A 13,820-nucleotide genomic window follows, 5' to 3' on the forward strand; every position below is an offset into this window, starting at 1 on the left:
ACGATGAAGCGCTCGGCTCATCCGGTCTCCTCATCCTGCTCGTCAGCATCCTCGCCCGCCTCAGCCATTCCGAGGCGATCCAGCACCGCCAGGGCCAGCGGCTTGGTGATGCGGCGGCCACGACCGAGGGCGTCGCGATCGAGCTCGGCCACCACGTCACGGGCGCGGGCAAGGGAGCGATCGATGCGCAAAGCCACAGCCTCCACCACGGCGAGGTCGACGACGATCTGACGGTCGACGAACAGCTTGACGATCACCGCGCGCAGCAGCGCATCGTCCGGCGGCAGGATCTCAATGGTCGGAGCGAGACGCAGCCGGGAGCGCAGATCCGCGACCTTCAGACCGAAGCTATCGACCGGCCTGGCAGCCGTGATCATCACCGGACTATGGCGCTCGCGGGCAAGGTTGAGGAGGTGAAACAGAGCGGCCTCATCCCGGTCCGCGGCACGATCGACATCCTCAATGACGAGCGCGCCGTTCGAGACAAGATGCGTGACTTGGTCGTCCTTCAGCGTGCTGGCAGAGACCGTCCAGGCGTGAGCGCGGGTGGCCCAGATCGAGGCGAGGTGGCTCTTGCCGCTGCCGCGCGGCCCCTGCAGGAGCAGCACCGTGTCCGGCCAATCGGGCCACGCCTCAACGAGTGCGTAGGCCGCCTCGTTCGCCGGGCCGACGAGGAAGTCCTCACGGCCGTAACGCGGATCAAGGGGCAGATCGAAAGCGAGCTGCTTCGGCGGAGCTTTGTCGCGCATGAGCCGAGCTTATACACTCGGATATCCTCCGAATCCTCTCCTAAGCGAGCGATGACAGTTTGCAGCAGACGAGGCCTGCCGCCGTCATGGGGGGCACATGTCGCGCAGGCTGCGATATAGACTGACCATGATAAGATGACGGCGCAGTCCTAGCTCTGTTCTACCTAACGCTCCGCTTTAGTATCGCGTTGGGAAGGGTCACCACTGAGGCGTGGTGGGTCGCCTCACGAGACGGTCATGATCGACGAGCCGGTCGGCGAGGAGAAGCCGGTTGTGTTCGTGACCGAAGGCGTGGCGGAGTCAAAGCGAGTGTTCGAGGCGTCGTTCGCGAACAAGGATTAGCGTCGAGGCTGCGAGCCGAAGCTGGCGAGCGTTGTCGACAGCGATCTCCGCGGTTGCGCATCCGGTGGGGTGGCACCTCGCCAAAATCGGCTAAAGAAGCGCGAAACATGACGGGGTGCCGATGACGGCCACAGATCAAGACGGGCTGACCTACGCGCAGGCAGGTGTCGATATCGATGCCGGCAACGAACTGGTCGAAACGATCAAGCCGCTGGTGCGCGCGACCCGCCGGCCTGGGGCGGATGCTGAGATCGGCGGCTTCGGCGGCCTGTTCGACCTCAAAGCGGCTGGGTTCAGGGATCCGATCCTGGTCGCGGCGAACGACGGCGTCGGCACCAAGGTGAAGATCGCCATCGAGACCGGCCGGCACGATACGATCGGCATCGATCTCGTGGCGATGTGCGTGAACGACATCGTCGTGCAGGGTGCCGAGCCGCTGTTCTTCCTCGATTACTATGCCACAGGAAAGCTGGTGCCGGGCGTCGGCGCCGCCATCGTGCGCGGCATCGCCGAGGGATGCCGTCAGGCCGGCTGCGCGCTGATCGGCGGCGAGACCGCAGAGATGCCCGGTCTCTACGGCGGCGAGGATTATGATCTCGCCGGCTTCGCGGTGGGCGCGGCCGAGCGCGGCACGCTGCTGCCGCGGCCGGGCATCCAGCCGGGCGATGTCGTGCTCGGGCTCGCCTCCTCCGGTGTCCACTCGAACGGCTTCTCGCTGGTACGCCGCATCGTCGAGCGCTGCGGCCTCGGTTGGGACGCGGCGGCGCCGTTCGAGCCTGAGCGGACGCTCGGCGAGGCGCTGCTGACGCCGACTCGGATTTATGTGAAAGCCCTGCTTTCCGCGATGAAGCATGCCGGCGGCGTGCGGGCGCTCGCTCACATCACCGGCGGCGGCTTCCCCGACAACCTGCCTCGCGTGCTGCCGGACGGTGTCGGCATCGAGATCGACCTCTCGGCCATCACCGCTCCGCCCGTCTTCGGCTGGCTGGCCAAAGAGGGCGGCGTGGCCGAGGCCGAGATGCTGCGCACTTTCAACTGCGGCATCGGCATGGTGGTGGTCGTCGCGGCCGATGCCGTGGAGGCGGTCGAGAGCGCGCTGGTGCAGGCCGGCGAGCCGGCCGTGCGGCTTGGCCGGATCACCGAGCGTGGCGCCGAGCCTGTCACCTTCACCGGCACGCTCGCGCTGTGAGCTTTCCGGAAAAGACGCGGGTCGCGATCCTGATCTCGGGACGTGGGTCGAACATGGTGTCGGTGATCGAGGCCGCGAAGGCGCCCGATTACCCGGCCGAGATCGCGCTGGTCCTCTCGAACCGCCCCGAGGCTGCCGGTCTTAAGCGGGCAGCCGAGGCCGGTATCCCGGCTAAGGCGATCGATCATACGCCATTCGCAAACCGCGAGAGCTTCGACGCGGCGCTGGACGCAGCGTTACGCGAGGCTGGGATCGACCTGGTCTGCCTTGCCGGCTTCATGCGAATCTTTTCCGCCGGCTTCGTCGAGGCCTGGGCTGGACGGATGATCAACATCCACCCGTCGCTTCTGCCGCTTTTTCGCGGCACCCACACCCACAAGCAGGCGCTCGCGGCCGGCGTTCGGCTGCATGGCTGCACGGTGCACTACGTGGTGCCAGAGCTCGATGCCGGGCCGATCATCGCGCAAGCTGCCGTCCCGGTCCTGCCGGGTGATGATCCGGAGAGCCTTGCCGACCGAGTGATCGTGCAGGAGCACCGACTTTATCCGAAGGCGCTGGCATTGGTCGCAGCGGGGCACGCGCCTCTGAAGGACGGGCGTGTGGACTTCGCTGCGGCGTGTGGCGCCGAGGGCTCTCTACATTCTCTTTAGAAAACGACTGTGCCGATAAAAAAGAGCCGCTGAGGCGGCTCTTCTTTGGCTCGATTCCGGACCACCTTCCGCCTCGCCTCGGGCATCCGGCAGGACGTCGTGGGAAACTAGACCGGGCGCGGAAGCTTGCAACTGTCGAGGGCGTTCAGGGCCTTCGCCTTTGCGCTGTCGTTGAAGTAGCCGGTCGTGCGGTAGGACTGGATCTCGGCGCTGTCCAGCGTGCTGAGAGTCCGTTCGGCGTAGCAGCCGCACGGCTGCGCAACGGACGACTCTGCGACCTTCTGGAACTTCGACTGGGTCACGACGCATGCGTGGCTGACGCGGCCCTTGAGGTTGCTTTTAGAGGCGGTCTTCAGCGCCGGGTCGGGCGTGTAGCCCTCAAGCGAGGCGACCTGCGTGCGGCCGCTTTGACAGGCGGCGAGCAGGGAGGCGAGGCCGGCCGCGATGAGCAGCTTGCTAGCGCGCGAGGAAACGAGGCGCATCGATCTTTGTCCAGGAGAGAGATTCGTCAATGAAATCCTTCTCATCCCGGCCGGCCTCGCGCCGCTAGGGCAGCGAGGCCACACCGTCTCGGTAATGCGACTTCACGACTTTACGTCAAGCCGCATTGCACGCGGCCTCAGCCGACGATGTCGGAGTCTTGAAAGAACTGGGCGATCTCGATCTTGGCGTTCTCTGCGCTGTCGGAGCCGTGCACGGTGTTCTCGCCAACCGACTCGGAAAAGGTCTTGCGGATGGTGCCTTCGGCAGCTTGGGCCGGATTCGTAGCGCCCATGACTTCGCGGTAGCGAGCAATGGCGTTCTCACCCTCAAGCACCTGCACAACGACGGGACCGGACGTCATGAACTCGACAAGCTCACCGAAGAAGGGGCGCTCCTTGTGGATCTCGTAGAACTTTTCGGCCTGAGCCTTGCTCATCTGAATGCGACGCTGGCCGACGATGCGCAGCCCTGCCTTCTCGATCACGGCATTCACCGCGCCGGTGATGTTCCGCTTCGTCGCGTCGGGCTTCAGGATGGAGAAGGTGCGCTCGGTGGCCATAATCAGTCTTTTTCATAAGGGGTTGGAGAGGCCGAAAACGGCCGTCGCGGCAGGCTTATAGCGAGGGGAGTCGGTGTCCTCAACCGACGATGGCGGGCGCATCGCCATGGCGGCCGTGCAACAGTGCCGGAAATTCGCCCCATTGCGACGCTTTGATCCGGGCAAGACGCGGCGGCCGCCCGGACGTCGCACGGCAGACACCAAGGAGACCGCTGATGCGCATCGCCCTTCGCTCCGCCCTCATTCTCGCGGCTCTCGGCGCCGCCTCCGCGGCCTCGGCCGCTCCGAAGGACCCCTCCGGCACTTGGCTCACCGAGGACGGACGCGCCAAAGTGAAGATCGATCGCTGCGGTCCGGGCGCCTCGAACATCTGCGGCAAGGTCGTTTGGCTGAAATCGCCGACGGGCCCCGGTGGCGGACCGCGGACCGACATCAAGAACCCTGACCCGAAGAAGCGCTCGCGGCCCGTGATCGGCCTGACGTTGCTGGACAACCTTAAGCCCGAAGAGGCGAAGTACTCGGGTGAGATCTACAACGCCGAGGAAGGCAAGATGTACTCGGTGAGCCTGGAGCGCGAGAGCGCGTCCGAACTCAGCATCTCCGGCTGCCTGCTCAAGGTTCTGTGTGGTTCGCAGACCTGGAGCCGCGTGCCGGACGTGAATCAGCAGGCCGCCATCAGTCAAGCTGCCGCGAAGCCAACCGCCAAGGCAGCACCAGCAACTGAACCCGAGGATTGATGGCTCAATCTCGATCGAACATCTCGATTTGAGTGAGCAGGGGCGCGTCGCGGAGCGGTGCGCCCTATTTTTTTGATGCGATGAACCGGGCTCGGCAGCTTGTCGCCCGAACCTCCAAACCTCTCAATGTCTTTGGAGCGTTTGTCGGCTGTCATCAGCATGTCGAACAGCCCTGCTTCTTGATCCTGTGGCGCGGCCGCCACGCAGCCGCTGAGACCGTTCAAGCCAGTTGCAGCGATTATAGCAATTGCTATATCTCGGTTCCGGTTAGTGTCGGGGGTCGCTTTGGCGAGGCAGTGCGGCAAAGAAGCGGGGCGCGGCCGGTGCAGTAACCGGCCGCCAGTAGCCTGGATGCTCATCGCTGCCGGTCTCGTCGCCCATCAGACGCAGGCTGCCGACATCGCCGCGTTTGTTCCGGCACAAGGTTTCGTGGACTGGACCGGCAGCTATCTCGGGGTTCAGGGCAGCGCCGGCGCCTCTTTCGCGAATTACGAGTTTGGCCCCACGACGATTGGCAGTCGACGCATCGCGACGTTCGAGACCGGCGACGCTACCGGGCGCAACAATCTGGGCCGCGAGGCGACATCGGCGCTCGGGGGGGCTTTCGGTGGCTGGACTTGGCAAAGCGGCGCCTTCGTCTACGGCATCGAGGTTGACCTTGTCGGCGCCAACCTCAAGCGCCCGGCGCCATCCAACGCACTAGGCCTCGGCTACGAGGCGATCGAACCCCTGTTTGGCGTCATCCGCGAGAAGACAGACCTGCTCGGCACCGGTCGCCTTCGGCTCGGTTATGCCTTCGACCGCAACCTCGTCTATGCGAGCTTCGGGCTCGCCGGCGCGAACGGGCGCGTGCTCGCGGCCTATCCGGATCTTGCCGAAGGCGGCGTGAACACCGCGCGCCGTGATGTGTCCTATCTCGGCTTCACGCTCGGTACGGGCGTCCAGCATGCAATTTCACCCGATTTCTCGCTCGGGCTCGACTACCGCTACATCGATTTCGGCCAGACGGGGCGCTTCGATTTTGGTGTGCTGCCGGGCATCAATGGCGGTCCAGTCTCGACCCGCAGCAGCTTCATCTCACACGAGATGATGGTGCGGCTCTACTGGCACCCGGAAGGCCTGAAGCTTCCGGTCGAGAGCGACGAGGATAAGCCGAGCGAGCCGAGCCGATTCTCGCTTCACGGCCAGACCACCTTCATCAACCAAGGCGTTAGCGGTTTCCGCTCGCCCTATCGCGGGGAGCAGAGCCTCGTGCCGCATCAGGCGCAGGCCACCACCACCGCAACCGCCTATGTTGGCGTCAAACTCTTCGAGGGCACCGAGTTCTATTACAATCCCGAGTTCAGCCAGGGCTTCGGCCTATCGCGAACGCTCGGTGTCGCCGGCTTCGTCAACGGCGAGGCCCAGAAAGCGGGCGCGCCGTTCCCGAAGCTTCGCTCGAACCGTTACTTCCTCAAGCAGACCTTCGGTCTCGGCGGCGAAACCGAGGAGGTGCCCGACGGGCCGAACGCTATCGCCGGCACGCGCGACGTCGAGCGCGTCACGGTGGTCGTCGGAAAGTTTGCCCTGGGAGACTACTTCGACAACAACGCCTACGCACATGACCCGCGCGTCGACTTCTTCAACTGGGGTCTGTGGGGTTCGGCCGCCTGGGATTTCCCAGCCAACCTACCCGGCTTCACGCAAGGCTTGATGGTCGAGTACAATCGCACCGAGTTCGCCCTGCGCGCCGCCTATACGCAGGTGCCCAAGCACCCCTCCAGCGACGTGTTCGACTCCCGCGTGCTCGACCGGCAGGGCATTACGGCGGAGATCGAGGAACGGCACACGCTACCGTGGCTCGAACAGCCCGGAAAGCTGAGGCTTGGCTTCTTCTCCAACGTTGGCAACACCGCGAATTATCGCGAGGCGGTGACGCTAACCCAACTTGGTGCCTTCACCGACGTCAACGACGCAGCGGCCGCGACCCGCACGGCACGGCACGTCGCAAGACCGGCTTCTACGTGAACTTGGAACAGGCCGTGACAAGCGATCTCGGCGTGTTCGCCCGCGCCAGCGCGGGCGACGGCCGCAACGAGAACCTCTCCTTCACCGATGTCGACCGCTCGTTTTCAGGCGGCCTCTCGCTGAAGGGAACGGCATGGGGTCGGCCCTCCGACACGCTCGGGCTCGGCGCATCGGTCAACCAGCTCTCACCATCGCATCGGGCCTTCTTCGCGGCGGGTGGGTTCGGCCTGCTGATCGGGGACGGGCAACTGAACTATGCACCCGAGCGAGCCATCGAAGCCTATTACGCGATTAGCCTCACCAAATCGCTCACGGTGTCCTTCGACTATCAACACGTTGAGAACCCAGCCTATAATCGCGACCGTGGCCCAGCCGACTTCTTCGGGACGCGCCTGCACGCCGAGTTCTGACGCGACGACCTGCAGCAAAGAATAGAACCGCATCCGATCTTATCGGATACGGCTCTGGATAATCTCTCTGCCACCGTCGCGGACGACGGATACGCATCCAACGCGTCAGGCGACCTTGCGGCGACCGCGGCCCTTGGGCTCCTCGGCGACCTCTTCTTCCTGAAGGCGACCGCCCGGACGGCCAAGGCCGATCGACTTGGCGAGCGCGGAGCGCTGTGCGGCGTAGTTCGGGGCCACCATCGGATAGTCGCTCGGCAGGCCGTAGCACTGGCGGTAGGAATGCGGATCGAGGCCATGCGTGCCGAGATGGCGCTTCATGGTCTTGTAGGCCTTGCCGTCGATGAAGCTGATAATCGCGTCGGGCGTGATCGACTTGCGGACCTGAGCCGAAGACGGCTTCTCGACACTCTCGGCGACGGGCGCGGCCTCGACATTGCCGGACAGGCCGACCAAGGCCGCATGCACGCTGCCGATCAGGGCCGGAAGATCGGCGGCTGGTAGGGAATTCTTCGATACGTAAGCGGAAACGATGTCACCTGCGAGCGTGACGAAATCTGTGTTCACCGTCTGTTGTTCTTCCGACATATCCATGGTCCGCTTGATTGCCCCTCGTCGGCAAAATCATACAAATGATGTCGAGAATCAAGTGAATATCCTCAAAGACCATAACAAGTCCAGCAACTCTACGAAGTGCAACGTAGAACACAGGCTCTGCGAGGAGGAAACGACCTGAGGTCTGAGCGATTTTTCTGAGTGGATAGAGCGATATGCAGGATCTGCCTAAAGAAGGTTAGTGCGGTCGATCAATTCAATGTGATCGATTCTCTTCACTGAGCAAAAGTCATTTCGACAGACTTCCGCGCGATCTTTGGCCGCCTTGCAACTTGACGATGAAAATGAATCGGGCTGTGCAGCGACTGCAAGCCCTCACCGCAGAGTTTTCGCTACCGGCTCGGTGCTGCCCATCCAACAACGGGATGGCATGAACCGGCCGAAGCGCAGTGAAAGCGATGGCAAGATCAGAAGATTGAGGATCGTCGAACTCGCCAGTCCTCCGAGAATCACAATCGCCATCGGTCCTTCGATCTCGCGTCCTGGCTCGCCCGCCCCGAGTGCCAGCGGGAGCAGTCCGAGTCCCGTCACGAGGGAGGTCATCAGGATCGGCACGAGGCGGTCGGCGGCACCGTCCACGCAGGTCGCCCGATCCCAGCGGCGGCCCTCGACGCCGACGAGGTGCTCGTAATGTGCGATCATCATGATGCTGTTGCGCAAGCTGATCCCGAACAATGTTACGAATCCGACGATGGAACCGAGTGACACCACTCCTCCCGTCAGTCCGACCATGATGACGCCACCGACAAAGGCGAAGGGCATGTTCGCCAACACGATGGCGAGGTTGCGCCAGGACCCGGTCACAACAGCTAGCAGCAGTATGATACCGAGCGCCGCGAGTCCGGAATACAGGATGAGATCCTGGCGAGCCCGCGCCTGCGCTTCCGCGGCACCCTCGAACCCGACATAGACACCAGGCGGCAGCTTCACGGAGCGGGCGATCTTCCGCTTGGCAGCGACAACGAAGGAGGCGACGTCGCGGCCCTCGACATTGGCGGTCACCGTGCGCACGCGCTGGGCGCCGGCATGCTGCACGGCGTAACGGCCCGAAGTCTCGTAGACGTCGGCGACCTGGGCAAGACGGATATAGCTGCCGCTCGGCGTCTTCAGCGGCAGGTCGCCGATTGCTGCAAGCTTGTTGCGCACGGTGCGGTCGAGGATGACGATGACGTTGAAGACGGCATTACCCTCGTAAGCTTGGCCGACTGTGTCGCCCTGATAGGCCGTGCGGACGATCTCAAGCACCTCGATGGCATCGAGCCCCCAGTGGCGCAGGTCGTTCGCGCGCAGGCCGACATTGATCTGCGGCAGGCCGGCGGGCGAGCGCTGCTGGACGTCAGCCGCGCCGTGGACCTCGGCAAGTTCGCGGGCGACGTCGCGGGAGGCGGCCTCGATCTTGTCGAGATCACTACCGTAGACCTGCACCACGACCGGTGCCGTGAAGCCTGAGACCGTCTCCTCGATCCGCTCGGTCAGGAAGGTTTTGAGGGAGAAGCCGGCGCCGGGCGTCGCCGCCATCAGCGCGCGAATACCGGCCTGGGCGCGGTCCTGCGCCGCCCCATCAAGACCGGGTTCCAGATCGATATGGATCTCGCTGTCCTGCGGACCACCGATGTCGTAGCCGGCCTCCGCCCGGCCGACCTGCTGGGCGACCGCACGCACGCCGGGCACAGCCTTGAGTCCTGCGGTGATCTGCGCGCCGAGCCGCAACGATTCCTGGAACGACGTGCCAGGCGCCGCGGCCATGTGCAGAATGAGGTGGCCTTCCTTGAGGTTGGGCAAGAAGGCGCCGCCGAAGAACGGTACGGCCGCGGTTCCCGCGAGCGTCGTCAGCAGCGCGCCCGTAAACATGATCCGCGGGTGTCGGTCGATGCGCGAGAGCAGCCGCGTATAGACCGCGCGAACGCCGCGCATCACCGGCGGATCGCGAGTCGGCAGGCTCTTGCGGCCAGCGAGCAGCAGGCGCGAGAGGGCCGGCGTCACCGTCAGCGCGGTGGCGAGCGAGGCCAGCACCGCGAGAATGTAGGCGATGGCAAGCGGGCCGAAGAGCCGGCCGGGCACGCCCGTCAGCGCCAGCACGGGCAGGAAGACCAGGAGCACCGCGAAGGTAGCGTAGGCCACCGAGACGCGCACCTCGAGAATGGCGTCGAGGATCACCCGCGCCTCATTGGCAGGCGCTTCGGAGCGCCGGTTCTCGCGCAGCCGCCGCACCACGTTCTCGACGCCGATCACCGCGTCATCGACGACCTCTCCGATGGCGATGGCGAGGCCGCCGAGCGTCATGGTGTTCAGGCTTTCGCCGAGCACCTGCAGCACCAACACCGCGCTGATCAACGAGAGCGGGATCGCCACAGCACTGATCAGCGCCGTACGCCAGTCGAGCAGGAAAATGAACAACACGATCACGACGAGCGCGCCGCCGAGCGCCAGCGCCAGAACGACGTTCTCGGTGGCCACCGCGACGAAGTTGGCTGGGCGGAACAGATCGGAGCGAAGGGTGATGCCGTCGCGCTCCAGGGCTGGACGCAGCTCGGCGAGCGCGGTCTCAACCTTCTCGGTGACATCGAGCGTGTTCGCTCCAACCTGTGCGCCCACCATCAGGAGCACGCCGGGCTTGCCGTCGACGGAAGCGGCGCTGATCGCCGGCTCCGGCGCGGTCACCACGTCGGCGACGTCGCCGAGCACCACGCTCGCCCCGCCTTCATTGATGAGCACCGTGCGCGCAACTTCGTCCGGCGTAAGCGACTGCCCTTCGGTCTGCAGGGTGATCCGCTGGTTCACCGTGTCGACGAAGCCGGCGCCGCGGACACCTGTCGCCTTGCGGGCCGCCACCAGCACGTCGTTCATGCCGATGCGGAAGCGGATCAGATCTCGCGGCCTGACCTGAACTTGGAAGGAGCGCACGTCCCCGCCATAGACCAGCACCTCGCCGACGCCTGGCGCTGCGAGTAGCCGCAATCGCACGCGCCAATCCGCAATGGTGCGCAGGTCGATGAGCGAGCGCGTGTCCGAGGTCAGGCCAATGAGGAGCACTGAGCTCGTCGAGGAGGTCAGCGCCGTCATCGCCGGTGTCAGCACGCCTTGCGGCAACCGGCCGGACAGCGTTGCGAGGCGCTCGGTGACGAGCTGGCGCACCCTGTAGATGTCACTGCCCCGCCCGAAGGTGACGGTGATGACGGAGAGGCCCTGGATCGAGTTTGAGCGCATGGTGGCGAGACCCGGCACGCCGCTCAGCGCAACCTCGACCGCCTGCGTCACCAGCACCTCAACCTGCTCCGGGTTGAGCCCGGGCGCCTCGGTCTGCACCGTCACGGTGGGTGGAGCGAATTCCGGAAAGACGTCGAACTTCGCCTGCCTCAAACCGAGGATACCGTAGACGGCGAGCGCCAGCGCGAGCGCCAGGACGATGCCGGGCCGCCGCACGGCGAAGGCGACGAGAGCGGCTTGCGGGCCGTGATGTTCGCGGGTCACAGAGGGCGTGCTCAATCGTCGTCGGCGTCGCCGGTTGCCTGGCTCTGCGTCTTGACCTCTTCCGAGAGCACGGCCTGCGGACCGATGACGACGATCTCCGTCGGCTGATCGAGATCGGCCACGACGTAGCAATCGTCGGCCATGGCGGCATCGGATTTGAGGGCATGGCGCGCGAAGGCGTCGTCGCCGACAGCCCGGTAGATCCAGGCACCGCCCTGCCAATGGACCACTGCGCTCTCGGGCACCGCGACACCGTTTGCGATCTTGTCGGAGGTGATGAAGGCGAGCGTGCTCATGCCCGGCAGGAGCCCGCTCTCACCCGACACCAGGTAAAAATAGCTCAGGCCCTGGATGCGCTGATCGGTACGGGTCGCCGCCGAAACGTAGCGCAGGGCCACGCGCTCACTCTGAGGCGGCACTTCGGCGAAAGCCGCGCCCGGCTCTCCCTTAAGGGTCTCGCCGGGCGGCAGCGTGACCTGCACCAGGAAGTCCGCGCGCTCGATCAGGCGCGTCACGGACGGGGCGCGCTCGACGATCGCCTTACCAAGTACCGCGCCCCATTCCTGCTGCGCCGTCGCAGCGAGCGTGCGCACCTGTGACTGCGCTGCCGTAAGCGCCGCCTCGTCAGTCCGGAAGGTGCCCTCCGCGGTCTCGACCTGAACCTGCGTGGCGTACTGGCCAAGGTTTTTCGCCCGCGTATAGGCGCTGCGCGAGACCTCAGCCCGGGCCTGCGCTGTCAGCAGTGCCGCCTTGGCGCTGGCGTAGGAGTTGGTGAGATCGGTGATGCGCGCGATGTCGAGGACGGTGCCGTAGGCCTGGATCTCGGTGCGATGCGCGGACGGCGACAGCCGCGCCGTCTTGACGCCCATGCGCTCCCGCTCCGCATCAGAAAGCTTCACGACAACGCGGCCGTCCTCGATGGCAGTTCGCACCGCGAGAAGCGGCGGACGCTGAGGTTCGGGCTTTGCTGGAACGGGCTTCACCTGGGCCAGAAAAGGCGACAGCTTGGGTATGGCAACGCCCTGCAGATAGGGCCAAGCTAGAACGGCGAGCACGACGGCAAGAAGTATGACCGACAGGCCCACCACAGCCGTCACCCGACGATGGCGCGAACTCATGAGCAGGCCACCGAAAATCGATGTCCGGTGAACCGAACCACGTGCGCGCCCCGGGTAAGCCGTTCTGAAACAGTGATCCTGTTACCGTTTTATCCCGGCCCATGCCACCAAATTATCCGGGCCTCGGCATTCTACGGCACCTGGTTTTCCGGTGCTGCAGCATTCGACGTTGAGCCGGCACATGCAGGCCGGACGGCCGACCCAGCTCAACATCGAGTGCTCCAGACCGGCAAGCTCCAATTGGAAATTCTTGGAGCGATCTTCGGCAGCACCGGCAGGATTGCAATACATGCTGTCTGCCCACCGAAATCTGCATCAGAGCGAAAGACTCCGAAGGCCTGCGACATTTTTCAGGTGGCTCAGCCAAGTTTCCTACTGCCAATCACCGCAGAAACTACGTAGGCTGGGATCGCTAGTTCCGAAGTATGTCTTTGAACCGGTGATCAGATGAAGATCGTCGCTGGCATTGTGCTCGCAGTGCTGTGTTCTGGGCTCGCGCAGGCTCAATCAAGAGGCGCGTTGTTATGCTCCGAAGACATGTCATTCAAGCCCAAAGAACATCCTGCAGCCGACGGTTCACTGGTCAATGTGACGGCAACGCGTCGTTATTCGCTCGTCTGGAGTTACGAATATTTGAATTTGATTTCAGCTGGTAAAACCGAATTTTTTGAATGCATAAGGATAAAACCGCGCCTGAACGAGGCCGCTCCACGCAATTCTATTAAATGCCAGAACGGCGTCTATTTCATTACTATTGATCTCACAAAATTTACATTCGTTCGAGCCAATTTAGACCCACAAAATTTGACTAACGTCGAACTTGCTCACGGGTCCTGCAAACTTATAGGTAGTTAACTATATTACCTTACATTGTTGGCGTCGGCGCCTTTTACGCCCAGCCCAGCCTAGTGTCTCATCGACCCACGAGGGTTTGCGATAGCCACCCGGTTCGAGCCTGCGTGCCAATCCTTGGTATCGCTCAGTCTGATCGGAGGGGTGATCTGTTTCGGGGACGAGAGTCGTGCTACGCAGCCTCGGTCATGACCATGGTCCGACAAATCGCGCTGCTGTTCGCGGTGGTGATCGCTACGATCGCCGTCTCGCTGACGCCGTCATCGGCGCAGGCGCATGACGGCCACGCGCATGGCGTCGTCGTGGCAAGCGCACACGCGAGCACTGGAACATCGTCCCGGACGATGCGAGCAATCTCGGCCATCGCCAGCATGGAAGCAGCAGTCGATTGTGCCTGCCCCTCCTGCACAGCAGGCGGCCATCACGGATCGTGCTGCTTCTCCGGCGGCCTTGCTCCGGCAGGTCTCACCGCCTCGCTTCCGCCGATGACGTCGAACCCTGCCCCGGCGCGCGATTACGCTGCTCTTGCCGGCATCGTGCCCGAGGCGCTGCCCGAACCCCCCAGAACCATCGCCTGAGCTCTGCCGCTCGGCCGATGCGGGCTTGCATCGCCGGCGGCACCCCTCCGGTGAAGGTTTTCC

At 64.2% G+C, this 13,820-nt stretch carries 11 protein-coding genes and 1 pseudogene; 6 read left to right on the top strand and 6 right to left on the bottom strand.

The window, feature by feature from the left end; translation table 11 throughout:
- Positions 1-17 precede the first annotated feature (17 nt).
- Positions 18-749 carry a P-loop NTPase family protein gene (locus tag MGN01_RS17550; RefSeq protein WP_147048122.1) on the bottom strand — a complete coding sequence of 244 codons (732 nt, stop codon included), beginning with the start codon at positions 747-749 and terminating at the stop codon, positions 18-20.
- Between the two features lie 463 nt (positions 750-1,212).
- Between MGN01_RS17550 and purM the strand changes: the two genes are divergently transcribed.
- Both purM and purN read left to right on the top strand, forming a co-directional pair.
- Positions 1,213-2,280 carry a phosphoribosylformylglycinamidine cyclo-ligase gene (purM, locus tag MGN01_RS17555; RefSeq protein ID WP_147048123.1) on the top strand — a complete coding sequence of 356 codons (1,068 nt, stop codon included), beginning with the start codon at positions 1,213-1,215 and terminating at the stop codon, positions 2,278-2,280.
- On the top strand, positions 2,277-2,930 hold the full coding sequence (gene purN / locus MGN01_RS17560; RefSeq protein ID WP_147048124.1) for a phosphoribosylglycinamide formyltransferase: 654 nt from the start codon (positions 2,277-2,279) through the stop codon (positions 2,928-2,930). The genes purM and purN overlap by 4 nt, the downstream gene beginning before the upstream one ends.
- 107 nt (positions 2,931-3,037) lie before the next feature.
- Here purN and MGN01_RS17565 read toward each other — a convergent pair whose 3' ends face one another.
- Positions 3,038-3,412, bottom strand: coding sequence for a hypothetical protein (locus MGN01_RS17565; protein ID WP_147048125.1), 375 nt, complete (start codon positions 3,410-3,412; stop codon positions 3,038-3,040).
- A 137-nt stretch (positions 3,413-3,549) separates the two neighbouring features.
- Positions 3,550-3,972, bottom strand: a complete 423-nt coding sequence (gene ndk / locus MGN01_RS17570) for a nucleoside-diphosphate kinase (RefSeq protein ID WP_147048126.1) — start codon at positions 3,970-3,972, stop codon at positions 3,550-3,552.
- Positions 3,973-4,187: 215 nt separating this feature from the next.
- Between ndk and MGN01_RS17575 the strand changes: the two genes are divergently transcribed.
- A complete protein-coding gene (locus MGN01_RS17575) occupies positions 4,188-4,709 on the top strand; it encodes a DUF2147 domain-containing protein (RefSeq protein ID WP_147048127.1) in 522 nt (173 codons plus the stop codon).
- Positions 4,710-5,060: 351 nt separating this feature from the next.
- Positions 5,061-7,126: pseudogene (locus tag MGN01_RS17580) on the top strand (carbohydrate porin).
- 105 nt (positions 7,127-7,231) lie between these two features.
- On the opposite strand, the gene MGN01_RS17585 reads toward MGN01_RS17580, so the two are convergent.
- The 3 genes from MGN01_RS17585 to MGN01_RS17595 form a co-directional block, all read right to left on the bottom strand.
- Entirely contained in the window at positions 7,232-7,711 is a 480-nt protein-coding gene (locus MGN01_RS17585) for a Ros/MucR family transcriptional regulator (RefSeq protein ID WP_147048128.1), read from the bottom strand.
- A 342-nt stretch (positions 7,712-8,053) separates the two neighbouring features.
- Positions 8,054-11,224: an efflux RND transporter permease subunit gene (locus tag MGN01_RS17590; RefSeq protein WP_238257884.1), complete on the bottom strand. Its 3,171-nt coding sequence runs from the start codon at positions 11,222-11,224 to the stop codon at positions 8,054-8,056.
- Positions 11,221-12,327, bottom strand: a complete 1,107-nt coding sequence (locus MGN01_RS17595; RefSeq protein ID WP_147048130.1) for an efflux RND transporter periplasmic adaptor subunit — start codon at positions 12,325-12,327, stop codon at positions 11,221-11,223. Before MGN01_RS17595 ends, MGN01_RS17590 begins: the two co-directional genes overlap by 4 nt.
- Positions 12,328-12,774: 447 nt before the next feature.
- Between MGN01_RS17595 and MGN01_RS17600 the strand changes: the two genes are divergently transcribed.
- On the top strand, positions 12,775-13,182 hold the full coding sequence (locus tag MGN01_RS17600; RefSeq protein WP_147048131.1) for a hypothetical protein: 408 nt from the start codon (positions 12,775-12,777) through the stop codon (positions 13,180-13,182).
- 185 nt (positions 13,183-13,367) lie between these two features.
- Positions 13,368-13,757 carry a hypothetical protein gene (locus MGN01_RS17605; RefSeq protein WP_147048132.1) on the top strand — a complete coding sequence of 130 codons (390 nt, stop codon included), beginning with the start codon at positions 13,368-13,370 and terminating at the stop codon, positions 13,755-13,757.
- The last annotated feature ends 63 nt before the right edge of the window (positions 13,758-13,820 follow it).

It is taken from the genome of Methylobacterium gnaphalii, assembly GCF_007992215.1.
Taxonomy (GTDB): domain Bacteria; phylum Pseudomonadota; class Alphaproteobacteria; order Rhizobiales; family Beijerinckiaceae; genus Methylobacterium; species Methylobacterium gnaphalii.

Excerpts from the sequence above, each read along its gene's own strand:
- MGN01_RS17585 (WP_147048128.1), bottom strand. The coding sequence starts at position 7,711 with ATGTCGGAAGAACAACAGACGGTGAACACAGATTTCGTCACGCTCGCA.
- MGN01_RS17600 (WP_147048131.1), top strand. The coding sequence starts at position 12,775 with ATGAAGATCGTCGCTGGCATTGTGCTCGCAGTGCTGTGTTCTGGGCTC.
- MGN01_RS17605 (WP_147048132.1), top strand. The coding sequence starts at position 13,368 with ATGACCATGGTCCGACAAATCGCGCTGCTGTTCGCGGTGGTGATCGCT.
- MGN01_RS17595 (WP_147048130.1), bottom strand. The coding sequence starts at position 12,327 with ATGAGTTCGCGCCATCGTCGGGTGACGGCTGTGGTGGGCCTGTCGGTC.
- ndk (WP_147048126.1), bottom strand. The coding sequence starts at position 3,972 with ATGGCCACCGAGCGCACCTTCTCCATCCTGAAGCCCGACGCGACGAAG.
- purM (WP_147048123.1), top strand. The coding sequence starts at position 1,213 with ATGACGGCCACAGATCAAGACGGGCTGACCTACGCGCAGGCAGGTGTC.
- MGN01_RS17565 (WP_147048125.1), bottom strand. The coding sequence starts at position 3,412 with ATGCGCCTCGTTTCCTCGCGCGCTAGCAAGCTGCTCATCGCGGCCGGC.
- MGN01_RS17575 (WP_147048127.1), top strand. The coding sequence starts at position 4,188 with ATGCGCATCGCCCTTCGCTCCGCCCTCATTCTCGCGGCTCTCGGCGCC.
- MGN01_RS17550 (WP_147048122.1), bottom strand. The coding sequence starts at position 749 with ATGCGCGACAAAGCTCCGCCGAAGCAGCTCGCTTTCGATCTGCCCCTT.